Source organism: Bacillus sp. AFS098217 (genome assembly GCF_002551815.1).
In the GTDB taxonomy this organism is placed as follows: domain Bacteria; phylum Bacillota; class Bacilli; order Bacillales; family Bacillaceae_G; genus Bacillus_A.
In genome coordinates, this window is record NZ_NVPR01000074.1 from 18,369 (window position 1) to 44,237 (window position 25,869).

The following is a 25,869-nucleotide window of genomic DNA, read 5'->3' on the forward strand; positions in this document are numbered from 1 at the left end:
GGCCCTGACCGCTTCTATGCATGGCCAGATGCCCTCTCCCGCCTAAAAAGAGGGGTTTTTGATGTATATATAATTGTATAAGAAAGTAAAGCGCTTGTTATTTTACTAGAATAAGAGTAGACTCTGAAGTAGATGAATAAGAAAACACATGGGAGTTTGCGGATGCAGACTGAGAGTACGGCTAATCTGTCGTTGACCATTTGAACCTGTTGGATAATGCCAGCGTAGGGAGAGTGTAAAAGCACATGTTCAGGCACTTTGCATACGCGAAGTGTCTTTTTGTGTATCTCCCATTATGAAATTAGGAGATGAAAAGAATGAATTTACAAGAAATCGCAAAAGTAGTGGAAACAGTGAGAGGGACGAATCCACTTGTACATAATATTACAAATGTGGTTGTAACAAACTTTACGGCCAATGGTTTATTGGCATTAGGGGCATCACCTGTGATGGCGTATGCAAAAGAAGAAGTGGCAGAAATGGCTAGCATTGCAGGAGCGCTTGTTCTAAATATGGGAACACTTCGTCCTGAAGAAGTAGAAGCGATGCTCATTGCTGGAAAAGCAGCAAATACACATCATGTCCCTGTGTTATTTGATCCAGTTGGTGCAGGAGCGACTTCATACCGAACAGAAGTTGCAAGACATATACCAAGTGAAGTGAAGTTAGCGATGATTCGCGGGAACGCAGCAGAAATTGCTAATGTTATTAATGAAAAGTGGGCAATTAAAGGTGTGGATGCTGGAGCTGGAAACGGTGATGTAGTAGGGATTGCAAAACAAGCAGCTGATGAATTAGATACAGTTGCGGTGATTACTGGAAAAGAAGATATTGTTACAGATGGAGAACGAACATTTATGATTCATAATGGTCATCAAATTTTAACGAAAGTTACAGGAACAGGTTGTTTATTAACTTCTGTAATGGGAGCATTCGCAGCCGTTGAACAAAATTATGTGAAAGCTGCAGTTGCTGCATTAACGTTTTATGGTGTAGCAGCGGAAATAGCAGCTGTTAAAACAGTAGAGCTAGGGCCAGGAAGCTTCCAAATTGAATTTTTGAATCAGCTAGCAAACACTACTGCAGCTGATATTGAACAATATGGAAAGATACAAGAGGTGCAGTAAGAAGGGAGGAGGAAAAATGGCGCGTATTGAAATGCAACAAATGTCCAAGTTATTGCAAGTATATTTTATTATGGGGAGCAATAACTGCCAAACGGATCCATTGCAAGTAATGAAAGAAGCACTAGATGGTGGAACGACACTTTTTCAATTTCGTGAAAAGGGGGAAGGAGCTTTAACTGGAAACGAACGATTGTATTTTGCAAAGCAGCTACAAGCGCTTTGTAAAGAATATGGTGTGCCTTTTATCGTAAATGATGATGTGGAATTAGCGATTGAACTAGATGCAGACGGCGTTCATATCGGACAAGACGATGAAGGAATCACATCAGTTCGTGAAAGAATGGGAGATAAAATTGTTGGAGTGTCTGCTCATACAATCGAAGAAGCGCGTTTTGCAATTGCAAGTGGCGCGGATTATTTAGGAGTAGGGCCTATCTTCCCGACAAATACAAAAAAGGATACAAAAGCAGTTCAAGGAACGAAAGGACTAAGGTATTTTAGAGAAGAAGGGATTAGGGTACCGATTGTCGGTATTGGTGGAATTACAATTGAAAATGCTTCTTCTGTTATCGAGGCAGGGGCAGATGGAGTTTCCGTTATTTCCGCAATTAGTTTAGCGGATTCGGCGTATGAAAGTACGAAGGAATTAGCTCAGCAAGTAAAAAAATAATTTATTTATTGAGAAAGAATGAAAAAAGATCACGCAACATAGCAAGTGTTGAGTGATCTTTTTTTAAGATTTATTTTGAATATTCAGTCTTATCGTGATGATCTAATGGTATAATTTAGAAAAAAATAAGGGAGGAATCTTTGTGATAAAAATAAAATTTGTTGAGCTACAAAATGAACTGTTCAAGTTGTTCGAAAAAAAGGATTTTGAGGCCATGCATAGACTTATTCATAAAGCGCAAAAGGATTTCCCTGAAAGGCTAGATAAAACGAGTTTTTGGAAGGCATGTGCTTATTCCCTCCAAGGTAAACAAGAGGAAGCGCTCGCTATTTTGAATGCAGCTTTAACAAAAGGAGTTTGGTGGAATCCATATACCTTAATGAGTGATCCAGACTTACATGAATTACAAAGCAGAGAAGAATTCAAACTGATTGTAAAGAAATGTGAAGCTATTTTAAATAATCATCAATTGAATTCTAGTTCTAAATTATTTGTGTATGGAAATGAGGATTCAAACACTGGAATATTTTCGTTACATTGGAGAGGTTCGAATGTAAATGATTTTGCACCGTATTGGTATAATGATGAGTTGCTTCATGAGTATGTTTTAGGATTTCCGCAGTCCTCACAAATATATGGAGTGAATTCTTATTGCTGGGATAAGCACGATATAGCTCTAAATGATATTTCTACAACATTTCGTGACTTTAAAGAGAAGTATAATATGGAACAAGTAATAATTGCTGGAGCTTCGCAAGGAGGGAACTTAGCAATAGAGTTAAGTTTAAATGATAATCTGTTAGCTACTAAGGGATTCATTGCTGTTATACCAGCTATTCGAGACATAGAGTCTATAGAAAAGTTGATTCAGACAAAGAAGGTAGCTAATTTGAAAGGATGCATTATTACGGGGGATAAAGATCCATTTTATAAGAAAACAATTGAATTGATGTCTATATTTGAGAAGTATGATATCAAATGTAAACTAATTGTGAAAGAAGGATTAGGGCACCTTTTTCCAGATGATTTTACAAAATTGTTATCAGAAGCTGTTCAATATATAGTAGAACCAAACTAGATAATAACAAATACTTAAAAATGAATTGGGCTTGAGTTAGAAAATCGTATAAAACAAATCTTGTCGCTCAAACTAATATATATGAACATATATCGTTTCGGAGGCGAATGCATGATTTCTTTACAGGATATTATAGCTGCTTATGAGAAAATGAAAGGCATTGTACATATCACACCACTAGATTATTCAAGTACATTTAGCGAGCTAGCAAATAATGAAGTGTATTTAAAACTTGAAAATTTACAAAAGACGGGCTCTTTTAAAGTACGTGGCTCTTATAATAAGATGGTTTCTCTTGAAAAAGGAGAATTAGAAAATGGAGTTATTGCAGCATCAGCTGGAAATCATGCGCAAGGAGTCGCCTATTCTAGTAATATGCTGGGTATTCCCTGCACGATTGTAATGCCAAAAGGTGCACCACTAAGTAAGGTACTTGCGACAAAGAGATATGGTGCGCATGTGGAACTACAAGGGGATGTATTTGATGATGCTTTGGCATATGCGTTAGATTTGAAAGAAGAAACGGGTGCAAAATTTATTCACCCGTTTGATGATGAAGCAGTGATTGCTGGTCAAGGTACAGTGGGATTAGAGATCATGCAGCAACTTGATGACGTCGAAGCTGTTATTTGTCCTGTTGGAGGCGGCGGCTTAATTGCAGGTGTTGCGATGGCGATTAAAGAGCAAAAACCGTCGGTGAAAATATATGGCGTACAAGCACTTGCTTGTCCAGGGATGAAGCAATCACTTCAAGAAAAGAAAGTGATAACAGTAGATGGTGCACCGACTATGGCTGATGGTATTGCAGTAAAAAGGCCAGGAGATTTAACATTTCAACTTGTACAACGTTATGTGGATGATATTTTTTGTGTAGATGAAATGGAAATTTCGAGAACGATGTTAATGCTACTTGAGCGCAATAAATTATTAGTAGAGGGATCGGGTGCTAGTTCATTGGCTGCTTTACTCTATCAAAAAATCCCAGTGAAAGAGAAGAAAATTGTGCCGGTTTTAAGTGGTGGTAACGTTGATGTAAACCTCATTGCACGTATCATTGAGCATGGCATGGTTGAAGCCGGACGCTTTGTCCATATTGCAACAATGATTAAAGATAAACCAGGATATTTGCAACATTTACTTGAAATCGTAACAAGCTTTGAAGCAAATGTATTGAATATACATTTAGAACGAATTGGAACAAAGGTGTTTCCAGGGTATGCGCAGATCCACTTGTCATTAGAGACGAAAGATAAAAATCATATTGAAGAAATATTAAGTGGAATAGAAAGGAAAGGGTATCACGTAGAGGTTATTGAATGAAAGTTTTAAACAAACGTTTGATTAAATGAAAAAAGCACAAACTTGAAAAAAAGTTTGTGCTTTTCGTTCATTAAAACATGATTGAAATGAGTAGCATTCCAATTCCAATGGAAGTAAATGTTGCGATAAGACCAGGAATCATAAAGCTATGATTTAATACATACTTACCGATATGTGTTGTTCCAGTACGATCAAAGTTAATCGCAGCAACAATGGTTCCGTAGTTTGGAATGAAGAAATAACCATTTACTGCAGGGAACATTGCAATGAGCAGTGCCGGTGAAATGCCAAGTGATAATCCAAGTGGCACGAGAGCACGTACTGTTGCTGCTTGGCTATATAGTAAGATTGATAAGATAAATAGTGCGATAGCGAATAGCCATGGTGCACTTGTTACTAAGTGTTGAATGGATCCTTGAATTATATTCAAGTTTCCGTTAAAGAATGTGTCTCCCATCCAAGCGATACCAAAAATGGCAACGACAGCTGTAGCTCCTGCTTTAAAGACATTACCAGATACAATACTTTCTACATTTGGTTTACAGAAGATAATAATAAGAGCAGCAATTGTTAACATGACCATTTCAATTGTGTTTGGCATGGAAAGTCGAACTAATTTTCCATCTATCATCCATCCTGGACGAAGTGCTTCGAATGAACCGAGAAGAACAACAAAAATAGTTGCGAATAAGAAGAGAATAACAGATAACTTGGCGCCCTTTGTACCTACAAACTCTTTCTTTTCTTCAAGTTTAGGAATCATGCCTTCCTTTAATCGTTTCAAGTATTCTGGATCTTCATTTAACTCTTTTCCCATTTTGCTAGCAACAAAAGCTGCTAACATACAAGCAATAAAAGTAGAAGGAATACTTACTTTTAAAATATCTAACAATGTAATTTTATAATCAGCTAGCATTGCTAAAAGAGCAACAGTTGCAGCCGAGATTGGACTTGCTGTAATTGCCTGTTGTGAAGCAATGACGGCGATTGACATCGGGCGTTCAGGTCTAATTCCTGATTCACGTGATACTTCTGCGATAACAGGAAGTACAGAATAGGCAACATGACCAGTTCCAGCGCACAGCGTAAATAAATAAGTTACAATAGGTGCGAAAAATGTGATACGCTTTGGATTTTTACGCAATGCTTTTTCTGCAAGGTGGACAAGATAATCCATCCCCCCTGCTGCTTGCAATGCACCGGCAGCTGTAATTACTGCTAAAATCATCAGCATAACGTCAATAGGGGGAGCTGTAGGTTGCAAGTGGAAGACAAATACGAGGATTGCCATACCGACTCCACCCATTACTCCTAGACCAACTCCGCCAAGGCGTGCGCCAATGAAAATGCAGAGCAGTAAAGTAAGAAATTGTAGCCAAAACATGATAAACTACCTCCGGAATTCATAGGATTAGATATTTTTGAATAATTTAATTTGTGTAAAAATTAATAAAGCATCCAAATGAAACCTTTATTTATAAACCTTTTTTATTATATAACACATAAAAAGTAACATTCACTCTTTTTATAGAATTATTTTGATAAAACTTTTTATTTGAATTTTATATTTATATGTGCAAATAAGTGGACAATTTAATTTTTATGTTGTAACCTGTGGAAGAGAATATTTAATTCTCATAAAACTCCCATATCGTTCAACTCGTTCAGCGAGAAAGGCAAACTAATGGAAACATGAGGGCGCAAAACTATAGGAGCTAAGGTCAAAAACTGACTAAGCTAGCCAGTTACCGGACGGATAGGGTTGGTCTTGACCAATGCTTTTTTTACATTGGTCTTTTTTTTATTTGCACACCCTTAAATGAGAAGTGTTATCATTTCTGGGTGTTATTTATATTCTTATATCTTATTATACGAAAAATAAAGGAGGTAGTTTTGATGAAAAAATATTGGCACAAGCTATCGTTTTTACAGAAAAATGTATTATTAACCGTCCTTGTTATTTTAACGCTTGTTGGAAGTATGGGAGTAATAAGTCTTAATATGTTCCAAAGCAACATGATGTCTTTATTTGAAAGACAATCTATTGAAACAGGGGATACTGTATTAAATGAGTTAGACAAGCAATTGATCGAAGATATTGCGAAGGACCCTGCGAGTCAAAGAGTGAAGAAAGAGAAGCTAACGGAGCAACTAGATGAAGTTACAAAAAAATTAAAAAGCGTGGGACAAGCATATGTAATAAGTTCAAAAACGAATGAAAAGGGCGAACTACAAATTGTTGGTTTAAACACCAAGTTGGCGAAGTCCGTACCTGTGAAACCAGGTGAGTATTTTGGACAACCGGATCATTGGATGAAAGCATACCATAAAGTAATGGATACGAAGAAAGCACAAATGACAGAAGTGTATAAAGATGAGTTTGGTTCATGGGTAACGATATTAGAACCGATTACTGATCAAGAAAAAAACATTGTTGCAGTTGTGGCAGCTGATGTAGATGCTTCTATCGTTCCTAGCACAAAGCAAAAGTTTATTATACAAGGTTTAATCTTTATTTCTATTTCATTAGTAATTGCTATTGTAGTTCAATTTTTTATTGTCCGCAGTTCTTTAGCTCCGTTACAAGATTTACGTGAAGGGTTACGTAAAGTAGGAGAGGGAGATTTAAGTATTCAATTACAAGAGCGACCAGATGATATTGGGATTATTAATGCCTACTTCAATACTACAATTGAAAAGTTTAAATCGATTATTGATAAAGTAAAGCAGACGGCAGAACAAGTTTCTTCTTCTTCACAAGAACTATCAGCAAGTACAGAGGAAAACAGCATGGCAGTTCAAGAGATTGCAAGCTCTATGGAAGGTTTAAATGAAGGAGCACGATCTCAAGAAGTTTCTGTACAAAAATGTTTACATATTGTACATGAGATGGGAAGTAAAATAGAAGAGATTACAGGTGCTGCTAAACAGGTTGCAAATGCGTCTGAAGGTATGGAGCATCATTCAGTAGAAGGAAATGAAGTCATTGATCAAATTATTAACCAAATGAATTTGATTCAAAGTGCAGTGCAAGATCTATCTTCTATTATTTATTCATTAGAAAATCGCTCAAAACAAATTAGCGACATTGTAACTGTTATCACAGGAATTTCGAATCAAACAAATTTACTTGCTTTAAACGCATCTATTGAAGCATCTCGTGCTGGGGAAGCAGGGAGAGGATTTGCCGTTGTAGCAGACGAGGTACGTAAGCTAGCAGAACAGACTGAGACATCAGCTAAAGATATTGCTAAATTAATTGGAGAAACACAAGCAGAAACTGAAGAAGCTGTAGTTTCGATGCAAAAAGGTTCGAAAGAAGTAGAATCTGGGATTACACTTGTTCAGAGCAGTGGTGCCTTCTTCGAAAAAATTTCAAAATCGGCACAATCTGTTACGAATCAAGTCAAAGAGGTTTCTAGTAATTCAAATGATATTTTACAAAATAGCCAAGGAATTGTTCAAGTTGTTGATGAATTATCCCATATTGCTAAGACATATGCGAATAGTAGCGGTCATGTAGAAGAGAGTATGAAAGAGCAAGAGATGTCTGTTCAAGATATCGCTGAGTTAGCTACATCCTTAAGTTGGCTTGCTCAAGAATTACAAGAACTAATTGGTGAGTTTAAAAGTTAATAGAATATAAAAAAGGTGTGGTAAAAATCCACACCTTTATCCAATGGAAAGAGAGGGTTTTGAATGAGTATTTCTTTAAAAGTTTCTTATGTGGAGAAGTATAAACAATTTTTACAACAAAATTATGAATCTATTATAATTCCAAAAGATTTTCAAACAGCTGAGAATAAACAAGAAAAACTACAAGATGTTTATATAGATGGTACAGATATGCTAGAAATGGTAACGGCTATCTTTGTATGGATGCATCATGCTAGTAACGAAAATCAAATTGTAGTTCTTTATCATACAGGGGAAATGGCATATCCATTATTTGTGAATATATCAAAGGAACTTTCTTATAAAGAATTAAAAGAAGAAGTCGCTGACCAGATGATGCAAATTCAAAATATGAAGAAAGAACAAAGAGAAGCAATAAAGTATGATGATAAAAAATGGGGACTAGCACCTGTTGTAATTGGAAAAGAAAATACATATGGCCAGTTGAACTTCACAGAAAACGAAAATGGAGATTTTGAAGTTTCTTGCAATATAATGCAATTAAAAGAAAGAACAGCAATCCGTTATGTAAAACAAATTCAGCATGTATTACAACAAGGCTTTGAAAATGAAGAGCAATTTGTTGTAGATATGGATATTCTTACAGAAGAAGAGTTAGCGTTATATCATGAAATAAATTGTACCAAAGTCGTGTATCCAAATAAAAATATTACCGAGATGTTTTATGAAACGGTAGCAAAATTTTCAAACCGTGTCGCATTATCTTCGGTCGAGGGATCTTTAACATATGAACAATTGAATAAAAAAAGTAATCAAATTGCACATATGTTAATACAACATGGGGTGAAGCAGGGTGACTATGTCGGTATCTTTATGAAACGTAGCATTGATACGGTAGTAAGTTTATTAGCTATTTTAAAAACAGGTGCTGCTTATATTCCAATCGATCCTGATTATCCAGCGAATCGTGTACAGTATATTATTGAAGATAGCCAGTCAACGTTAGTATTAACAAAAGAAACCAAATTGACATATACAGGGATTCAAGAATTGTCCGTTTATGAAAGTAATACGTTTCCTGATACAGATATAAAACTTCCAATTCATCTTGATGATATTGCATATATGATATATACGTCAGGATCTACAGGAAATCCAAAAGGTACTATGCTTGCACATCGTGGTGTAGTTAATTTATGTACATGGATGAAAAAACATTATGAATTAACAGAGGAAGATGTTTTTGCACAATTTCCGTCATTTAGTTTTGATGCATCTATTTGGGAATTGTTTGCGTCGCTATTTTGTGGTGGGAATTTATATGTGTTACTTGATGAACAAAGATTATCAGTAGATACATTTGCTGATGCAATCTATAAGGTGAAGGCAACATCTATTTTAGGCTTAGCTACAATCTTTTTACAACAAGTCGCAACATATCTTCCGGAAGAAGATACATATAAATTGAATTCACTAAAGAGAATTGCGGTTGGTGGCGAAATGCTGACAGCGGAAGTTGTTAGACTATGGAGAGAGCGAATCGGAACGCATGTTCAATTAAATAATGCATACGGGCCAACGGAGTGCACGATTACAACAACGGCCTATGCAATTCCGGCAGAATTAAATGATAATCTGGCTAGTATCCCAATTGGGAAACCAGCAGATAATTATCGGGTTATGATTTTGAATAAGAATAGGAAGCTATGTCCAATTGGTATCCCAGGGGAACTATATATAGAATCAGTGGGATTAGCAAAGGGGTATTTTAATAAGCCAGAAAAAACGGCAGAAGCATTCATTTCGCACCCTTTTAAACCTAATAGTAAAATATACAAAACTGGTGATATTGTAAAACTATTAGAAGATGGAAACATTGAGTTTTTACACCGAAAAGATAACCAAGTAAAGATAAGAGGACATCGTATTGAATTAGGTGAAATTCAAAATACGATTGCAAAATATGAAAAAATAAAAGAAGTATCTGTATTTACAAAGAAAAGCGCAGAAGGTAGTCATTATTTAGTCGCTTTTTATACAACGGTTGATGGGATAGCTATATCAGAGCTGATACATGAATTGAGAGAACAACTTCCAGATTATATGGTGCCATCTAAATTGATTTATATTGACGAACTTCCGCTTACACCAAATAAAAAGGTAGATATTAAGAAATTGGCAGAATTAGAAGAGGATTATGAACCAATTCGTCTGCAAGAATATATTGCACCATCTACTGAGAGCGAGAAGAAAATAGCAGAGGCATGGGCTGAAGTATTAGAGATTCAAAAAATTGGTGTACATGATGATTTCTTTACAATTGGTGGGCACTCATTAAAAGTATTGCGAATTTTAACATTGTTAAAAGAAGATTTTCCGCATTTAACAATTCAAGATTTCTTTAAGGAAAAAACAGTGTACCAATTAGCGAGAATACAGAGGGAATTAAAAGTAGAAGAAAAAGAAGTATTTCGTGAATATAAATGGATTCATGAACCAAAGACTATTATGTATCCAGAAGTTATAAAAGGTAGCCGTATTTCGAATATCTTTTTAACAGGGGCAACTGGTTATTTAGGGTCTCATGTCTTATATGAATTATTACAACAAACTTCTTCACATATTTATTGTTTAGTAAGACCCACGAAAGATGTACAGCAAAGAATTATCGATACATTAACAGGTTATTTTAACGATATGCCTAATGAATTACTTGCACGTATAACAGCTGTTCCTGGTGACCTTGGAGAAGATTGTCTTGGATTAAATGAGGAAGAGTTTATATCGATACGCTCTAATATTGATGCAGTAATTCACTGCGGTGCGGATGTAAGGCATTTTGGAGACGTAAGGCAATTTGAAAATGTAAATGTTCAAGGAACAAGACGTATGCTTGCATTAGCTGATGAAGGAGCAACATTCCATTTCATTTCTACGATTGGTATTCCAATAGATTTAGCTGTAGAACAATGGGATACGTATGAGAAAATTGGTGACTTCAATTATAATGTGCAGCTAGAGAATGTTTATTCTGATAGTAAGCTGCAAGCAGAGAATCTTGTTCGTGAAGCAATGAAACGTGGTATGCGAGGAAATATTTATCGTGCAGGCAATCTAGCATGTCATTCAGAGACAGGAGCATTTCAACAAAATATTGAAGGAAATGCATTCTATCGTTTAATTAAGACTATGTTGCTAGTAGGACAAGCACCGAGTGTGAAGTGGAAAGTTGATTTTACACCAATAGATTTTGCGAGTAAATCAATCGTAACTTATATGCAGGATCCACAAATTGTAGGAGAAACTCTGCATATTTGTCATCCATATCAAGTTGAATTTGAAAACTTTGTACAGTTGATTATGGAATGCGGATATGATCTCGATGTTGTTCCACTTTCACAATATGTGGATACTGGTCTGAAGCTAGCCAAAGAGAATGATGTGATAGCAGAATTAATTGCTTCACAAGTCGCAGGAGATGGAGCGCAGCAATCTGAAATTGTAATGGGTACTAGAAGAACAAATGAGTGGATACAGAAGAAACAAGTTGTGGTACCAGCAATTGATACACAATTTATTCAGAAGTTGTTAGCACATGGTAAACAAGTAGGATATTTTCCAAAAATGGACAAGTAATGAAAAGGGCTTAGTGTGCTTTTGTTTGTTCAATAAAATAAATCATGCTACAATGAAAACGAATTAAGAACCGGGGAGCCAATTGGCTGAGAGGATGTAAGAATACATCGACCCTCAACCTGATCTGGATAATGCCAGCGTAGGGAGTTACTTAAAGTGATGTAGCATATGTTATTTTATAATAACTTGCATACAAGGCTTTCCTACGTGATGGTAGGAAAGCCTTTTCTTTTTACAAACATATTTCGCAAGGGGGATTTTAACATGTCACAACAGGTTACAATTTCATTTTCAGTAGTACCGCAAGCAAAAACGAAAGATTTATATGCAGTTGTTGATAAAGCGATTGAAGTCGTACAACAATCAGGCGTTCGCTATGAAGTAGGAGCGATGGAAACAACACTGGAAGGAGAATTAGACGTACTTCTTGATGTCATTAAACGTGCACAACAAGCTTGCGTCGATGCTGGTGCAGAGGAAGTTATTACTTCTATTAAAATCCATTATCGTCCAAGTACAGGTGTAACGATTGATGAAAAGGTATGGAAGTATCGTGATGAATATGAAAAACCAGAAGCGATCTAACATAACAATTACAACGATTTGGCTTATCCTTCTCATTGCTATATGGGAAGGATCGGTTTCAATATTTCAAATTGAATCGTGGATTTTACCGAAGCCTTCTGCTATTGTACAGGAACTGATTGGAATGAAGGATTTATTGCTGCCAAATACGCTGCAAACATTGCAAGAGGTTATCATCGGGTTATTTTTTGCGATTCTGCTTGGAACGAGTATTGCTATTATTATGGATGTTATTCCGCTCTTTCGCATTTTAATTAATCCGTTGCTTGTTATTTCACAAACGATTCCGATCGTGGTGCTCGCACCTTTATTTATTATTTGGTTCGGATACGGCATGTTACCAAAGGTGATGGTTGTTATTCTTGTTTGCTTCTTTCCGATTGCCCTTAGCATTTTAGAAGGTTTTCAAACGGTAGATAAAAACATGCTCAAGTTATTACAAACAATGCGTGCAACAAAGTGGCAAATCTATCAAAAGGTAAAATTCCCTGCCGTGCTTCCGTATTTTTTCTCGGGATTAAAAATTGCTGTCACATATAGTGTGATGGGGGCGATTATTGGGGAGTGGCTTGGAGCCAGTGAAGGATTAGGAGTTATGCTCACAAGAGCGACAAAATCCTTTTTAACTGCTCGTGTCTTCGGTATCGCAGCTATTATCGTCATGGTGACATTGCTCTTGTATTTTATCGTAGAGTTTATGGCAAGAATAACAGCACCATGGATATACAGAAAGGAAGACAGAAAATGAAAAAAGGCTTAAAAGTTATGCTAGCCGCACTACTCGCAGTAGGTGTCGTTGGTTGTAATCCGGCGAAGAAAGAAGAAAGTACAGATAAAGGGAAGAAAGTAACAGTTGTTTTAGACTGGTTCCCAAATACAAACCATACTGGTTTATATGTAGCAAAGACGAAAGATTATTATAAGAAGCAAGGTTTAGATGTAGAAATTATTCAACCGGGTGATAATGTATCAGCAGAGCAAATGATTGCTTCAGGAAAAGCAGATTTTGGTGTGAGTTATCAAGAAAATGTAACATCTGCACGTGTTGAGGGAATTCCAGTTGTTTCGATTGGAGCAATTATTCAACATAACACATCTGCATTTGCATCTTTGAAAAAAGATAATATTACTTCACCGAAAGATTTTGAAGGCAAGCGTTATGGAGGCTGGGGAGCACCAGCGGAAGAAGCAACATTAAAAACAATTATGGATAAACATCAAGCGGACTTTAGTAAAGTAAACAAAATTGTGCTTGGACAAACAGATTTCTTTAAATCGATTGGTCGTGACGCAGATTTTGAATGGATTTACTATGGATGGGATGGCATCGAAGCGAAGCGCCAAGGAAAAGAATTAAATACAATTATGGTAAAAGATTTAGATCCAGCACTAGATTTTTATAGCCCTGTTATTATTACAAGTGAAAAGCATGCGAAACAAGATAAAGATTTTGTGAAAAAATTTATGAGTGCCACAGCGGAAGGATATAATTTTGCAATTAAGGATCCGAAAGCAGCTGCTGATATTTTAATCAAAAACGTACCAGATATTAATAAAGATTTAGTGCAAGAGAGCCAAAAGTGGTTAAGTACAAAATATCAGGATGATGCAAAAGCATGGGGAGTACAAAAGGAAGAAGTTTGGACAAATTACATGAATTTCTTATATGATAACAAAGTTATTAAAAAGAAAATTGATGTAAAAGATGCCTTTACAAATGAATTCCTTCCAAGTGAAAAATGAGCGGATTACAAATAAAAGATGTTGTGAAGGCGTTCGATGGGAAAAATGTGTTAGAGAAGATTAGTGCTTCGATACACGAGGGTGAATTTGTTTCATTTGTAGGGCCAAGTGGTTGCGGAAAAAGTACGTTATTAAATATGATTGCGAGTGTCGAAGAGACGACTAGTGGAGAGGTAATGTATAATGACGAACTTGTCCAAAAACAAGATATCGTGAGTTATATGCCGCAGCAAGATTTACTGCTTCCGTGGCGTTCAGCTTTGCAAAATATTGTGCTTCCATTGGAAATTGAGGGAAAGCCGAAGAAAGAGCGTCTTGCAGAAGGAATGGAAGCATTAAAACAATTTGGTCTGTCTGAATATGCAAATCATTATCCAGATGCATTATCTGGTGGTATGCGACAGCGGATTAGTTTCCTTCGTACTTATTTATGTGAAAAACCTATTATGCTACTTGATGAACCATTTGGAAAATTAGATGCTTTCACAAAAATGGAAGTGCATCGTTGGCTTCTAGATTCCTGGCATCAAGAGAAACAAACGATTGTGATGGTAACGCATGACTTAGATGAAGCAATATTACTATCTGATCGGGTGTTTATTATGTCACAAAGACCAGCAGCAATTGTAGGTGAGGTGAAAGTTAACTTACCTCGTCCTCGAACGATGGATATGTTAACATCCCTCGAGTTAAAAGAAGACAAAACGGAGATTTTAAGAATATTAGCTCCTTATATGAGAAAGTAAAGAAAGCATCTGAACAGAGAGTGTTCAGATGCTTTTTATTACAGAGAAATGTTCAAAGAAAACGGAACAAAAAAGAAAGGCATTAGCGATAAAAGCTAACGCCTTTTCTCTGTGATTCATATGATTTTCGATAACTCTTACATGAGAATTGTATGAATAAGCACTTTTATGATGCACATATAAGCGTGCTTTTTCTATAGTTGTTGTTATATTTATATTTTTATGAATACTATATAGATGCCTTTCCCTAATAGGCCACTATCTTTTTTATATGTATAGATAGTTTCAATCGGAACAACAATTATTTCTATAAATACAGAATAATGTGATTGATATAGAAAAACAAGGAAATTTATAGGAAATTCATGTAAAATTCAATTCAACTTCACATAAACTTCGTATGTAAAATTGAATATAATAATAATTTATTTTTTAAATTGAATTATATGTCCAATCTAAAAAAATAAAAGGTGAGAACTACGTAAAAAGTAAAAATCTCAGCTTACAATTCAGACTGAAAAGGCCCCATCAGTAAAGAGAAAGACTTTCTCAATATGAAAATTAGGTTGTTTAGAAGATAATTTGAGAAAAAATTGTGTAAGGGTGTTACTTCACATCGTAGCGACATTTTAAAATTTCATGTAAAATAATAGTAAAAATATGTAAGGGGAGGGAAGGAAGTGGATGTTTTCTTGAGTATTGCTGAGGAAAGAATTCGTCAAGCAGTTCATAATGGTGATCTTGATGATCTACCTGGTAAAGGAAGACCACTGCAATTAGAAGACCTTTCAATGGTACCTCCAGATCTTAGAATGAGCTATAAGATTTTGAAAAATGCTCGAATGATTCCAGCAGAGATGGAACTACAAAAGGATATATTGAAAATAGAGGATTTAATTGCGTGTTGTTATGATGAAACAGAGAGAACAAGATTGCAAGAAGAGTTAACTGCAAAAACGCTGCGATTTCAACAGTTAATGGAAAAGAGAAAAATAAAAGGAAATTCGGCATTTCGTATGTACCAAAATCAAGTGTTTCGTAAATTACGTTAAGAGGGATAATATGAGAGATTTTCAAACGATAGAAGAATTAGTAGCATATATTGAAGAAAAAGACTTGGCGCTTTTATTCATCAAAACTGAAAACTGTGGTGTTTGTGATGTGATGTTAGAGAAAGTAAGTCGCTTATTAGAACACTATCAAGGTGTAGAAAACATTGTAATCTCACTACAGGATATGAGAGAAATTTCAGGGAAGTATTTAGTGTTTACAGGTCCAACAGTTTTATTATTTCATGAGGGTAAAGAGATACTTCGTGAGTCACGATTTATTTCTTTAGAGAAGATAGAGCGAGTACTACAATTAGTTGAAAAATAAAGGGGGCCTTTTATATGGGATTTGCAATAGCGGCACTATTATTTTTAGTTTTAATTGGAATGATTGCAAAATCAATTCGGGCAAGCAGAAAGAAAGTGAACCTTTATAAAACAGGTAGTGGAGATAGTACAACATCTACAACTACTTCTACACCAATTTTCTTTGCAGGATCAGATAGTGATAGTTCAAATGATTGCGGAAGTTTCTCTGGGGGAGATAGCGGTTTTTCAGGCGGTGATGGTGGTAGCTGTGGCGGCGGTGGAGATTAATGAAAAATGCGCTCTTTATGGGCGTATTCCTTTTTAAACAAACGTTTGATTAGTTGGCCTAAACCTGTATAGAATCAGCTAAACAAACGTTTGTTTAAGAGTGATATATTGATAAATAAGGAATATATGATGTTATAAGGGGAATGAACATGGAGAAAAAGCCAGAAGTTAAAAATAAAGGAAAAGTAGCATTATTTTTATTAGTGGCAGGTGGTGTATTTATTATTAAATTGGGCTTTAAGATTGGAGCTATCCATATGATTAAAACGTGGTTTGAAAATATATTTTCTTAAATCAGGAATATAGCCTCTTGTAATGGAGGTTTTATATTTGTTATCATTGGACTGAACGGTCGGTTTTATGAGGTGTAAATATGAGAAAAAGTGCAGAAGAGATAAAAAAAGAAATAGCCTACCAAGCGGAAGAATTGTTTTCACGAAAAGGATATGCCGCAACATCTATGGAAGATATTTGTGAAATTACAGAGCGTAGTAAAGGTAGTATTTATTATCATTTTAAAAGTAAAGAAGAATTATTTTTATTTGTAGTAAAACAACATACGTATGATTGGCTTGAAAAATGGAATGTGAAGGAAAAGCAGTATTGTACGAGTACTGAAAAATTATATGGTCTTGCTGAGTATCATGTAGAAGACACGCAACATCCTATTTTTAGTGCAGTAGAAGAATTTTCTACAAGCCAAGTGGTGAGCAAAGAGATTCTAGATGAAATGCTAGTTTTAGCAAGAGCGTCATATGCTGTCTTTGAAAAATTAATTGAAGAAGGCATAAAATCCGGAGAATTCCGTCAAGATGATATTCGTGATCTTATGTATATTGTAAATGGTTTATTATCTGGACTTGGCGTACTTTACTATGAGCTAGATTCTACAGAGATGAAGCGAATTTACAAAAAGGCAATCGATGTATTACTACAAGGAATGGCGGCTGAATCTTAAATCAGCAGCTTTTTTCTTACACTAAATTAGACTGAACGGTCGGTTTTGAAAGAGGGGGGCAGTTACCGCCCCTTTTTTGTCTGGGAATTTTTTGACAACTATATGTACCGAATATATACTGATGTTGTAAAACCGATTTTACAGGTTAGGAGAAATAGCGTGAAAAATCAAATCTACGAATTGCGCACTGAAAATAATATTTCACAAGGTGCATTAGCTGATAAGTGTAAAGTATCAAGACAGACGATAAATGCAATTGAAAATAATAAATATGATCCAAGTTTAGCACTAGCATTTCGTTTGGCTGAAGTGCTAGGGACAACTGTTGATAAATTATTTTTATATAAGCAATAAGGAAAGACAATTTTTAGGAAAGTAGAATGAGTTTATTGTTTCTGTTTGTAGTGGGGGTAAGTGCTATGGCATTTGCACTTTATTATTGCTTAACAGAGCTTCGGGGTAAGTGGTATAGATAGAAGATCCATAAAAAAATGTCCCTGTCATATAGAAAGGGACATTTTTGTTATAGTGTTTCTGATTTTGGAGCAGGGGGTGTAACAGAAGGAGCATTTTCGGGTACTCGTGTTAGTACAAATCCACCGATAACAAATAGGACGATAACACTTAGTACACCAGCGTTTGTTTTTCCTGTTAATTGAGTTGTTACACCGACCAATACAGGTCCCATAATAGCTGCGAATTTACCAAAAATATTATAAAATCCGAAGAATTCATTTGCGGATTCTTTCGGAACTAATTTAGCGAAATAAGAGCGGCTGAGTGCTTGAATCCCGCCCTGAGAAGTTGCAACAAGCATTGCCAGAATCCAAAAATCTAGTGTTGTTTTTAAGAAATAAGCATATGTGCAAATAATGATATAAATAATAATACCGACATATAGCATCTTTTTACCTGTGAATGTTTCAGAGAGTTTTCCATATAACAAGGCGAATGGACAAGCGACAATTTGTGTTACAAACAAAATGATAAGTAAGCTTGTTGCACTAATCCCGAGATCTGTTCCATAAGCAGTTGACATGGTAATAATTGTATCAACCCCGTCGATATAGAAAAAGTAAGCGAGTAAGAATAAAAATACAGTTCTATATTGCTTAATATTTTTAAAAGTAATAGCTAAACGTTTAAAACTCATTGTAATTGGTCTTGGATGCCGTTCAATATAGTGCGTTTGTTCTACATTTTTAAGCATTGGAATTGTAAATAATCCCCACCAAAGTGCTGTAATTGCAAAGGAAATTTGACTAGCGATGCCGACTGATAATGGAATAGCTCCCTTTTGTGCAAGGATAATAAGAGCGATACAAGCGATAAAAGGAATTGTGCTTCCAATATAACCGAGTGCAAAACCGCGTGTTGAAATTCGATCCATTCTCTCTGCTGATGTTACATCTACTAAGAACGCATCATAAAAAATATTCGCTCCAGCAAATCCAACTAAAGCGAGCATATAGCATCCTAGGAGTAAGTGCCATTGTGATGTAGGAACAACTGCTAACATGCTTGTAAATATAATGCCGAGTCCAAAAAAGAATGTGAAAAAGCGTTTTTTAAACCCTTTATAATCAGCAACTGTACCAAGAATAGGAGCAAGAATGGAAATTAAAAGCGTAGAGAAAGAATTCGCATATCCCCAAAAAGCTGTTGAAGTTGCACCTGATAAACCTGCATTTTTTGCTGCAGCTTTGAAATAAATCGGAAATATTGCAGTTGTAATGACGAGCGAGTATACCGAGTTTGCCCAGTCATACAATATCCAGCTCTTTTCTTGCCTGGACATTTTTTTCATAAAATGTTCCTCCTTAAAAATGTTCTAATATTAGTGTACAAAAATAAAAATTTAAAAAAGAGAAACAGAGATAAGTTTTACATAACTTTTACATATACACATTTCTTTACAATTGAAGTAAATCCTCTATCACAGTTCCGTCTGTCTCACCAAGGTGTAATCCAAGTAATCTGGCAATGGTAGGGCCTTCATCGATCAATCTCATATATGGAATGGTTGCACCTTGACGAATTCCTTTTCCAGAGGCGATAAAGATTGTTTCATAGTTTGGTTTTGTCGGAGAATATCCATGTGTACCAAATGTATATTTTTTATTGGAAGTTACATCTTTTTCTGTAATTTCTTTTATAAAATCTCCCGTATAATTTTCAATGAAGTAATAGCCCTCTCTTGCTTCTAACATGAAAAGGCAATTTCCATCAGCACCGCGCTCTTTTGCATCTTCATCATGGAGAACAAATTCGATTCCATTTTGTTTATCTTGAAGAAGTTCTTCAAGAAGGTGTTGAACCGTTTGGATGGTTTGAGTATCATTTTTATCTTTCACATACACGTAGGCAGAGCCGTCACAGCTTTGACAATAGGCTTTCCAACTTGTTAGTTTTCCTTTTTTGTTTACAGAAATTAGTCCTTTTTGATGGAAAAGAACATTTAATTGAATTGCTTTATTTTCACTTAGAGCACTATGGTCACCAAGAGCAATAATTGTACTGTTTTCGTACATACCACTTTTTTGCAATGCATTGATGATTTGCCCTAGTCGTTCATCATGTCGATGAATAGCTGCTTGGGTTTCTTTAGAAGTAAATCCATGATAATGTCTTTGCGTGTCTAAATCTGTAAAGTGTACAAACATAACGTTAGGTTTTTTTGTTTGAATGGTATGTACAGCAGAGGCAAGGACAAAATCATCAAGCTCTGGCTGTGACAATCCATTTCTAATATGGCCAAAACGACGATTTAAATCTAGCTGATACAACGGGCTTCCGCTAAATAATGAAACAAGAATTTGATTTTGCCACGGTCTGTTTGGAAAGATTTCAGGTAAGTTGTAGTCGATTTTTGCCCTTCCTGTAACTGGCCATAGGAGAGCAGCAGTCGTTAAATTTGCTTTTCTTGCTTCGTCATATAATGTCGTTCCTTTAATGGAACGGCGGTACCAATGCCAATCTGGTGATTCTTGGCCAGGCTGAAGTAATGTATTATTTACAACACCATGTTTGTTAGGATAGTTACCAGTGACAATAGTGGCGTGACTTGGATATGTTACAGAAGGATAAATAGCTTCTACCTTTTTTGCAATTGCACCTTGTTCTATTAAAGAACGAAAATGAGGAAGTTCTTGTAATATAGGAAAATCTAAAGCTGATAAACAGTCAAAAGATAAAATAATTACATGATTTGTTAATGGGTTTCCCATTGTGTATACCTCCTGATTATATGTAACCTATTATTATATATTACTATTAACACCTAGTTATAAAAACTTATATTTGAAGAAAGTTTATTATTTATTTTTTGAATTTTTAAACATATAATATATATTATAGGGAAATGAATGGAAGGAGGGAATGGGATGGATGGATTTGAAGTGTTTTTTATAATTGGGGCTGTAACAATTCTCATTGTATTTGCTGTTTCATTTTTATTAAAGAAGCGATTCCCAAAGAGATCATTTGATATTATATTTGCACTCATTTTAATTCTTCTTTGTTTAGCTTTCTTTCCAGTTACAATCTTCGCTATTGGCGGATGGGATGGAATGGGTTACGGTATTGCATGTTTCTTTGTTTTAGTGGGAACACTTATCGGTATGATTACTCATCAAATCGTAAAACTCTTTCGGAAAACTTATGTATAAATGCAGTATAAAACAGAAAAAAATGAAAAGAATATATAAAAATAAGAAAAGTAGCTATTGTTTTGAAATAGAATTTATATTATGATATTCAACAAATTTATCTTGTTATAACGATGAAAAAGGATTAGTACATGTCCCACCTTTTTTGTAGAGAGAGAATCCGTTTGGCTGGAAGATTCTTAAAAAGGCGATATGGAACCTACCTTTGCGTTCTGCATATGCAGCGGGAAATTCCCGTTATCAAAAAGAGAGCATGTATAATTTATTTGTGCATGAATCAGGGTGGTAACGCCGGCAAAAGCTCGGTCCCTATTTTGGGGACACGGGCTTTTTTTATTTTCTAAAGGAGGAATAGCTATGGCAAAAGAACAGGTACAAGCCATTACAAAAATGGAAGAAGACTTTGCTCAGTGGTATACCGATATTGTAAAGAAAGCTGAACTTGTGGATTATTCAAGTGTAAAAGGATGTATGATCTTACGCCCATATGGATACGCATTATGGGAAAATATGCAGAAAGTGATGGATAAAAAATTAAAAGAGTCTGGTCATGAGAATGTGTATATGCCAATGTTTATTCCAGAGAGTTTACTTCAAAAGGAGAAGGACCACGTGGAAGGGTTTGCACCTGAGGTAGCGTGGGTTACACATGGAGGAGATGAGAAGTTAGCGGAAAGACTTTGTGTACGTCCAACATCTGAAACGTTATTTTGCGAGCATTTTTCAAAAATTGTCCAGTCTTATAACGACTTACCAAAATTATATAATCAATGGTGTTCAGTAGTTCGCTGGGAAAAAACGACGAGACCATTTCTTCGTACAACTGAATTTTTATGGCAAGAAGGTCATACAATTCATGAAACGGCAGAGGAATCTCAAAAGGAAACATTAAACATCTTGAATCTATATGCTTCTTTTTGTGAAGATTACTTAGCTATTCCAGTCATTAAAGGGCAGAAAACAGATAAAGAAAAGTTCGCAGGAGCGAAGGCAACCTATACGATTGAAAGCTTAATGCATGATGGAAAAGCGCTTCAAACAGGAACATCTCATAATTTTGGAACGAATTTCTCTGAAGCATTTGATATTAAGTTTTTAGATCGGAATGGGAAATGGCAATATGCACATCAAACATCTTGGGGTGTATCAACAAGAATGATCGGTGGATTAATTATGGTCCATAGTGATAATAACGGGTTAGTAATGCCGCCTAAAGTAGCACCAGTACAAGTTGTTATTGTACCAATTGCGCAGCATAAAGAAGGCGTTCTAGAAAAGGCAACGCAGTTGCAAGGTCGTATTCAAAAAGTTGCTCGTGTGAAGATGGATGCTAGTAATAAAACGCCTGGATGGAAATTTAATGAGTATGAAATGAAGGGTGTTCCAATTCGATTAGAAGTTGGTCCAAAAGATATTGAAAAGAACCAAGTAGTACTTGTGAGACGTGATACGAAGGAAAAAGAATTTGTATCCATGAATCAATTAGAAGAACGAATTACAGCGTTACTTGATGAGATTCATCATACTTTATTTAATAAAGCAAAGGCGTTTCGTGATGAACACACATATAGTGTTACGACCTTTGAAGAAATGAAGCAAGCAGCTGACGAAAAACAAGGATTTATTAAAGCAATGTGGTGTGGTGAGCTAACTTGTGAAGAAAAATTAAAAGAAGAAGCAGGTGTATCATCACGTTGTATACCATTTGAGCAAGAACAGTTAGCAGGAGAATGTGTATGTTGTGGTAAAAAAGCTGAACATATGGTGTACTGGGGCAAGGCGTACTAATGTGCTGGTGTTTAAATTTAGCTTGAGCCGTATTCTATTTGAATACATTCCTTAATTAATAAACTGGACCTTCATCTGAAACGATATAAATCCATTTTAATTTTTCGACATCTAACTCCCTGCGATGCAGAATAAAAAGTAACCTATACTTGTTTGTTCTTTCTGTTTTTCCTTCGCATGTGGCAGAAAAAGGCCATGACCGCTTCTATGCATGAATAGATGCTCTCTCCCATCTAAAAAGAGAGGTTTTATGTCGGTTTTTTAATTGATGTATAAGAGATAAAGGTCCAGTTATATTTTATGATAATTGTGAGATTTAACTTGCGAAAAATCGTAATCATGCCGGAATGATAGGGGTAATTTCCCACTTCTTACATCCTTATGACTAAATGGTGCGAATGTTTTCATATAATTAGAAATTTATTCTTTTTTTCAATCGACAAATAATGCTACAATAGAATAGAAGAATACAATATTTTCCCATTAGGAAAATACATTGTAGAAAGGAAGAAACTTCATGCCTATTATTTTAGAAAAAGGACAGAAGATTGATTTAACAAAGGGACAACCAGGAGTAGCAAAATTACAGGTTGGCTTAGGATGGGACCCAATGGGGCAATCAGGTGGATTTCTATCTTCGTTATTTGGAAGTAAACCGAACATTGATTGTGATGCATCCGTGATTATGCTAGAAAATGACCGTTTTGTAAATAAGAATGATCTTGTCTATTTTGGAAATAAGCTTTCTACTTGTGGAAGCATTATTCATTCAGGTGATAATTTAACAGGTGAAGGAGAAGGCGATGACGAAACAATTTTCGTAGAATTGCATAAAGTTCCAAGCCGTATTAATCGTTTAGTATTTGTTGTAAATATTTATGATTGCGTGAATCGTCGTCAAGATTTTGGGATGATTCGCAATGCGTATATTCGTATTCAAAATCCGCAAACACGTGAAGAATTAGCACGTTATAATTTATCGGAAAATTACGGAGGGAAAACAACGTTAATCGCAGGTGAGATGTATCGTCACGGAAGCGAATGGGAGTTTTCTGCAGTTGGTGAAGGAACACAAGATAAGAATTTAAGTGAGATTGTATCACGTTATCAGTAATACAATTTGAGGAGGAATCATATATGGCATCTATTTCATTAAAAAAAGGACAGAAGGTAGATTTAACAAAAACGAATCCAGGTCTTTCTAAAGTTCTTGTAGGACTTGGTTGGGACACAAATCGTTATGATGGACAACATGATTTTGATTTAGATGTTAGCATCTTCTTAGTAGGTGCGAATGGTAAAGTATCAGGACCAGAAGATTTTGTTTTCTATAATAATCCAAAGGGTGCAAATGGTTCTGTGGAACATTTAGGAGATAATCGTACAGGTGAAGGAGAAGGCGATGATGAGGCAATTAAAGTAGACTTAAAAAATGTTCCTTCACACATCGAGCGTATTTGCTTTACCATTACAATTTATGATGGTGAAGGCCGTAGCCAAAACTTTGGACAAGTATCCAACTCTTTCGTACGTATTTTAGATGAGGAAAAAAATGCAGAATTAATTCGCTACGATTTAGGAGAAGATTTCTCTATTGAAACAGCAGTAGTAGTAGGTGAATTATATCGTCATGCTGGCGATTGGAAGTTTAATGCAATTGGAAGTGGATTCCAAGGCGGATTAGGTGCTTTATGTAACAACTTCGGCTTAGATGTAGAGTAATAAATGCTAATGCCCATCAGTGAATCAGCAGTTTTATTGATGGACACATTTTTTAAGAAGAGGTGAATATAAATGGTTATTCAATTACAAAAAGGACAGAAAATTGATTTAAGTAAGACAAGCCCAGGTCTTACTAAAGCAGTAATTGGTCTTGGATGGGACATTAAGTCATATGATGGTGGATCTGACTATGATTTAGATGCCTCTGCCTTTTTATTAGATGCAAATGGAAAATGTACGAAAGAAACAGATTTCATTTTCTATAACAACTTACAATCTCCTTGCGGATCGGTTTTACATACAGGTGACAACCGTACAGGTGAAGGAGAAGGCGATGATGAACAACTTGTTGTAGATTTGAAGAAGGTTCCAGCAGATGTTCATAAAATCGCAATTACAGTTACAATTTATGATGCGGAAGGCCGCAATCAAAACTTTGGGCAAGTTGCAAATGCATTTGTTCGCTTAGCAAATGAAGAGACAAATGAAGAAGTTCTACGTTTTGATTTAGGAGAAGATTTCTCCATTGAAACAGCAGTTGTCTTTTGTGAATTATACCGTCATAATGGACAATGGAAGTTTAATGCAGTAGGAAGTGGATTCCAAGGTGGATTAGGTGCGCTTGTAAGAGCGTATGGCTTGGATGCATAAGAAGGAAACGAACCTCGTTTCCTTCTTTTTGACCTTTCTATAAATCTAGCAAAGAATAGGAGATAATAGTAAGATGAGCGTTTTACAAGGAATCCTTGATACGTATGCCCAATTTTTTGATTTGGACATGTGGATTAAAGTATTACAAGATCCAGTATCTTGGGGATTAATTGGTACACTTGTTGTACTTGAAGGGTTATTATCTGCTGATAACGCACTTGTGTTAGCGGTAATGGTAAGACATCTTCCAGAAGAAAAACGTAAAAAGGCGTTATTTTATGGATTAATTGGTGCATATGCATTCCGATTTATTGCTATCGGAATCGGAATGTTCTTAATTAAATTATGGTGGGTTAAAGTACTGGGAGCGTTGTATCTTGCATGGCTTTCTATTAAATACTTCATTGATAAACGAAAAGAAGGTAGTGAAGACGAGGAAGCTCATGGCATAAACCAAAACGGTCTTCTCGTTAGAATGTTTGGTGTGTTCTGGGGAACGGTTGTAATGGTTGAATTAATGGATATTGCGTTTTCTGTGGACAGTGTTCTTGCAGCCTTTGGTGTTTCCAATGAAGTTTGGATTCTACTATTAGGCGGAATGCTTGGAATCTTAATGATGCGTGGTATTGCAGGCGTATTTTTAAGATTACTAGAACGTGTTCCAGAGCTTGAAACGACAGCATATATTTTAATATTAATTATTGCGGCGAAAATGTTCCTGTCTGTATTCGGTATCGAAATGAGTCATACGGTGTTCTTTATTATTTTAGTTGTGGCATTTGGAGCAACATTTATTTTGCATTATATGCGACAAGGACAAGCCCGAGAAGAGATTGCAGCTACTAAGAAAGAAGATAAATAATTGAAATGGGTTTGCTCGTTATGCGAGCGCCCA

At 35.7% G+C, this 25,869-nt stretch carries 25 protein-coding genes, 3 riboswitches and 1 other annotated feature; of the genes, 22 read left to right on the plus strand and 3 right to left on the minus strand.

The window, feature by feature from the left end; all coding sequences use genetic code 11:
• Window positions 1-138 precede the first annotated feature (138 nt).
• Window positions 139-248, plus strand: a riboswitch (TPP riboswitch).
• A 60-nt stretch (window positions 249-308) separates the two neighbouring features.
• The 4 genes from thiM to ilvA all read left to right on the plus strand — a co-directional run bounded on the left by thiM (window position 309) and on the right by ilvA (window position 4,195).
• Window positions 309-1,127 carry a hydroxyethylthiazole kinase gene (gene thiM, locus COO03_RS19210; protein ID WP_346426267.1) on the plus strand — a complete coding sequence of 273 codons (819 nt, stop codon included), beginning with the start codon at window positions 309-311 and terminating at the stop codon, window positions 1,125-1,127.
• A gap of 16 nt (window positions 1,128-1,143) precedes the next feature.
• Window positions 1,144-1,797, plus strand: a complete 654-nt coding sequence (gene thiE / locus COO03_RS19215) for a thiamine phosphate synthase (RefSeq protein ID WP_097898694.1) — start codon at window positions 1,144-1,146, stop codon at window positions 1,795-1,797.
• A 142-nt stretch (window positions 1,798-1,939) separates the two neighbouring features.
• Window positions 1,940-2,875 (plus strand): TPR end-of-group domain-containing protein, encoded by a 936-nt coding sequence (locus tag COO03_RS19220; RefSeq protein ID WP_097898695.1) that lies wholly within the window; start codon window positions 1,940-1,942, stop codon window positions 2,873-2,875.
• 111 nt (window positions 2,876-2,986) lie between these two features.
• Window positions 2,987-4,195, plus strand: a complete 1,209-nt coding sequence (gene ilvA, locus COO03_RS19225; protein ID WP_097898696.1) for a threonine ammonia-lyase — start codon at window positions 2,987-2,989, stop codon at window positions 4,193-4,195.
• Window positions 4,196-4,265: 70 nt separating this feature from the next.
• Here ilvA and COO03_RS19230 read toward each other — a convergent pair whose 3' ends face one another.
• Window positions 4,266-5,579 (minus strand): anaerobic C4-dicarboxylate transporter family protein, encoded by a 1,314-nt coding sequence (locus COO03_RS19230; protein WP_097898697.1) that lies wholly within the window; start codon window positions 5,577-5,579, stop codon window positions 4,266-4,268.
• A 281-nt stretch (window positions 5,580-5,860) separates the two neighbouring features.
• Window positions 5,861-5,948, plus strand: a riboswitch (cyclic di-GMP riboswitch).
• A 143-nt stretch (window positions 5,949-6,091) separates the two neighbouring features.
• On the opposite strand from COO03_RS19230, the gene COO03_RS19235 reads away from it, so the two are divergent.
• From COO03_RS19235 to COO03_RS19290, 12 genes are all read left to right on the plus strand, one after another.
• Window positions 6,092-7,831 (plus strand): methyl-accepting chemotaxis protein, encoded by a 1,740-nt coding sequence (locus COO03_RS19235; protein WP_097898698.1) that lies wholly within the window; start codon window positions 6,092-6,094, stop codon window positions 7,829-7,831.
• Between the two features lie 63 nt (window positions 7,832-7,894).
• The gene (locus tag COO03_RS19240; RefSeq protein WP_373605260.1) at window positions 7,895-11,467 is read left to right on the plus strand and encodes a non-ribosomal peptide synthetase family protein; all 3,573 of its coding nucleotides are present in this window, start codon (window positions 7,895-7,897) and stop codon (window positions 11,465-11,467) included.
• A 61-nt stretch (window positions 11,468-11,528) separates the two neighbouring features.
• A riboswitch (TPP riboswitch) is annotated at window positions 11,529-11,630 on the plus strand.
• Window positions 11,631-11,731: 101 nt separating this feature from the next.
• Entirely contained in the window at window positions 11,732-12,052 is a 321-nt protein-coding gene (locus tag COO03_RS19245; protein ID WP_097898699.1) for an MTH1187 family thiamine-binding protein, read from the plus strand.
• Entirely contained in the window at window positions 12,024-12,800 is a 777-nt protein-coding gene (locus COO03_RS19250) for an ABC transporter permease (protein WP_141523251.1), read from the plus strand. Before COO03_RS19245 ends, COO03_RS19250 begins: the two co-directional genes overlap by 29 nt.
• Complete coding sequence (locus COO03_RS19255) at window positions 12,797-13,795, plus strand: ABC transporter substrate-binding protein (protein ID WP_097898701.1); 999 nt, start codon at window positions 12,797-12,799, stop codon at window positions 13,793-13,795. The genes COO03_RS19250 and COO03_RS19255 overlap by 4 nt, the downstream gene beginning before the upstream one ends.
• Window positions 13,792-14,541 (plus strand): ABC transporter ATP-binding protein, encoded by a 750-nt coding sequence (locus tag COO03_RS19260; RefSeq protein ID WP_097898702.1) that lies wholly within the window; start codon window positions 13,792-13,794, stop codon window positions 14,539-14,541. The genes COO03_RS19255 and COO03_RS19260 overlap by 4 nt, the downstream gene beginning before the upstream one ends.
• A 680-nt stretch (window positions 14,542-15,221) precedes the next feature.
• Entirely contained in the window at window positions 15,222-15,593 is a 372-nt protein-coding gene (locus COO03_RS19265; RefSeq protein ID WP_097898703.1) for a J-domain-containing protein, read from the plus strand.
• A gap of 10 nt (window positions 15,594-15,603) precedes the next feature.
• Window positions 15,604-15,918, plus strand: a complete 315-nt coding sequence (locus COO03_RS19270; RefSeq protein WP_097898704.1) for a thioredoxin family protein — start codon at window positions 15,604-15,606, stop codon at window positions 15,916-15,918.
• Window positions 15,919-15,932: 14 nt separating this feature from the next.
• The gene (locus tag COO03_RS19275; protein WP_097898705.1) at window positions 15,933-16,187 is read left to right on the plus strand and encodes a hypothetical protein; all 255 of its coding nucleotides are present in this window, start codon (window positions 15,933-15,935) and stop codon (window positions 16,185-16,187) included.
• A 149-nt stretch (window positions 16,188-16,336) separates the two neighbouring features.
• Window positions 16,337-16,480: a histidine kinase gene (locus COO03_RS19280; protein WP_097898706.1), complete on the plus strand. Its 144-nt coding sequence runs from the start codon at window positions 16,337-16,339 to the stop codon at window positions 16,478-16,480.
• Between the two features lie 80 nt (window positions 16,481-16,560).
• On the plus strand, window positions 16,561-17,145 hold the full coding sequence (locus COO03_RS19285; RefSeq protein WP_097898707.1) for a TetR/AcrR family transcriptional regulator: 585 nt from the start codon (window positions 16,561-16,563) through the stop codon (window positions 17,143-17,145).
• Between the two features lie 102 nt (window positions 17,146-17,247).
• Complete coding sequence (locus COO03_RS19290) at window positions 17,248-17,499, plus strand: helix-turn-helix transcriptional regulator (protein ID WP_097898708.1); 252 nt, start codon at window positions 17,248-17,250, stop codon at window positions 17,497-17,499.
• A 169-nt stretch (window positions 17,500-17,668) separates the two neighbouring features.
• On the opposite strand, the gene COO03_RS19295 is transcribed toward COO03_RS19290, so the two are convergent.
• On the minus strand, window positions 17,669-18,952 hold the full coding sequence (locus tag COO03_RS19295; RefSeq protein WP_097898709.1) for an MFS transporter: 1,284 nt from the start codon (window positions 18,950-18,952) through the stop codon (window positions 17,669-17,671).
• 106 nt (window positions 18,953-19,058) lie between these two features.
• Complete coding sequence (locus COO03_RS19300) at window positions 19,059-20,372, minus strand: alkaline phosphatase family protein (protein ID WP_097898710.1); 1,314 nt, start codon at window positions 20,370-20,372, stop codon at window positions 19,059-19,061.
• Window positions 20,373-20,528: 156 nt separating this feature from the next.
• Here COO03_RS19300 and COO03_RS19305 point away from each other — a divergent pair, with 156 nt between their 5' ends.
• The 6 genes from COO03_RS19305 to COO03_RS19330 all read left to right on the plus strand — a co-directional run bounded on the left by COO03_RS19305 (window position 20,529) and on the right by COO03_RS19330 (window position 25,836).
• Window positions 20,529-20,813, plus strand: coding sequence for a YesK-like family protein (locus tag COO03_RS19305; protein ID WP_097898711.1), 285 nt, complete (start codon window positions 20,529-20,531; stop codon window positions 20,811-20,813).
• Between the two features lie 104 nt (window positions 20,814-20,917).
• Window positions 20,918-21,127: a binding site (T-box leader), on the plus strand.
• A 43-nt stretch (window positions 21,128-21,170) separates the two neighbouring features.
• Window positions 21,171-22,601 carry a proline--tRNA ligase gene (gene proS / locus COO03_RS19310; RefSeq protein WP_097898712.1) on the plus strand — a complete coding sequence of 477 codons (1,431 nt, stop codon included), beginning with the start codon at window positions 21,171-21,173 and terminating at the stop codon, window positions 22,599-22,601.
• A 517-nt stretch (window positions 22,602-23,118) separates the two neighbouring features.
• Complete coding sequence (locus COO03_RS19315) at window positions 23,119-23,715, plus strand: TerD family protein (RefSeq protein WP_097898713.1); 597 nt, start codon at window positions 23,119-23,121, stop codon at window positions 23,713-23,715.
• A 23-nt stretch (window positions 23,716-23,738) separates the two neighbouring features.
• Complete coding sequence (locus COO03_RS19320; protein ID WP_097898714.1) at window positions 23,739-24,323, plus strand: TerD family protein; 585 nt, start codon at window positions 23,739-23,741, stop codon at window positions 24,321-24,323.
• Window positions 24,324-24,395: 72 nt separating this feature from the next.
• Entirely contained in the window at window positions 24,396-24,974 is a 579-nt protein-coding gene (locus COO03_RS19325; protein ID WP_097898715.1) for a TerD family protein, read from the plus strand.
• A 73-nt stretch (window positions 24,975-25,047) separates the two neighbouring features.
• On the plus strand, window positions 25,048-25,836 hold the full coding sequence (locus tag COO03_RS19330) for a TerC family protein (protein WP_097898716.1): 789 nt from the start codon (window positions 25,048-25,050) through the stop codon (window positions 25,834-25,836).
• Window positions 25,837-25,869: the final 33 nt, after the last annotated feature.

Excerpts from the sequence above, each read along its gene's own strand:
- COO03_RS19275 (WP_097898705.1), top strand. The coding sequence starts at position 15,933 with ATGGGATTTGCAATAGCGGCACTATTATTTTTAGTTTTAATTGGAATG.
- COO03_RS19255 (WP_097898701.1), top strand. The coding sequence starts at position 12,797 with ATGAAAAAAGGCTTAAAAGTTATGCTAGCCGCACTACTCGCAGTAGGT.
- ilvA (WP_097898696.1), top strand. The coding sequence starts at position 2,987 with ATGATTTCTTTACAGGATATTATAGCTGCTTATGAGAAAATGAAAGGC.
- COO03_RS19300 (WP_097898710.1), bottom strand. The coding sequence starts at position 20,372 with ATGGGAAACCCATTAACAAATCATGTAATTATTTTATCTTTTGACTGT.
- proS (WP_097898712.1), top strand. The coding sequence starts at position 21,171 with ATGGCAAAAGAACAGGTACAAGCCATTACAAAAATGGAAGAAGACTTT.
- COO03_RS19305 (WP_097898711.1), top strand. The coding sequence starts at position 20,529 with ATGGATGGATTTGAAGTGTTTTTTATAATTGGGGCTGTAACAATTCTC.
- COO03_RS19290 (WP_097898708.1), top strand. The coding sequence starts at position 17,248 with ATGTACCGAATATATACTGATGTTGTAAAACCGATTTTACAGGTTAGG.
- COO03_RS19330 (WP_097898716.1), top strand. The coding sequence starts at position 25,048 with ATGAGCGTTTTACAAGGAATCCTTGATACGTATGCCCAATTTTTTGAT.
- COO03_RS19320 (WP_097898714.1), top strand. The coding sequence starts at position 23,739 with ATGGCATCTATTTCATTAAAAAAAGGACAGAAGGTAGATTTAACAAAA.
- COO03_RS19280 (WP_097898706.1), top strand. The coding sequence starts at position 16,337 with ATGGAGAAAAAGCCAGAAGTTAAAAATAAAGGAAAAGTAGCATTATTT.
- COO03_RS19245 (WP_097898699.1), top strand. The coding sequence starts at position 11,732 with ATGTCACAACAGGTTACAATTTCATTTTCAGTAGTACCGCAAGCAAAA.
- COO03_RS19250 (WP_141523251.1), top strand. The coding sequence starts at position 12,024 with ATGAATATGAAAAACCAGAAGCGATCTAACATAACAATTACAACGATT.
- COO03_RS19240 (WP_373605260.1), top strand. The coding sequence starts at position 7,895 with ATGAGTATTTCTTTAAAAGTTTCTTATGTGGAGAAGTATAAACAATTT.
- COO03_RS19285 (WP_097898707.1), top strand. The coding sequence starts at position 16,561 with ATGAGAAAAAGTGCAGAAGAGATAAAAAAAGAAATAGCCTACCAAGCG.
- COO03_RS19295 (WP_097898709.1), bottom strand. The coding sequence starts at position 18,952 with ATGAAAAAAATGTCCAGGCAAGAAAAGAGCTGGATATTGTATGACTGG.
- COO03_RS19315 (WP_097898713.1), top strand. The coding sequence starts at position 23,119 with ATGCCTATTATTTTAGAAAAAGGACAGAAGATTGATTTAACAAAGGGA.
- COO03_RS19270 (WP_097898704.1), top strand. The coding sequence starts at position 15,604 with ATGAGAGATTTTCAAACGATAGAAGAATTAGTAGCATATATTGAAGAA.
- COO03_RS19235 (WP_097898698.1), top strand. The coding sequence starts at position 6,092 with ATGAAAAAATATTGGCACAAGCTATCGTTTTTACAGAAAAATGTATTA.
- COO03_RS19260 (WP_097898702.1), top strand. The coding sequence starts at position 13,792 with ATGAGCGGATTACAAATAAAAGATGTTGTGAAGGCGTTCGATGGGAAA.
- thiE (WP_097898694.1), top strand. The coding sequence starts at position 1,144 with ATGGCGCGTATTGAAATGCAACAAATGTCCAAGTTATTGCAAGTATAT.
- COO03_RS19325 (WP_097898715.1), top strand. The coding sequence starts at position 24,396 with ATGGTTATTCAATTACAAAAAGGACAGAAAATTGATTTAAGTAAGACA.
- COO03_RS19230 (WP_097898697.1), bottom strand. The coding sequence starts at position 5,579 with ATGTTTTGGCTACAATTTCTTACTTTACTGCTCTGCATTTTCATTGGC.
- thiM (WP_346426267.1), top strand. The coding sequence starts at position 309 with ATGAAAAGAATGAATTTACAAGAAATCGCAAAAGTAGTGGAAACAGTG.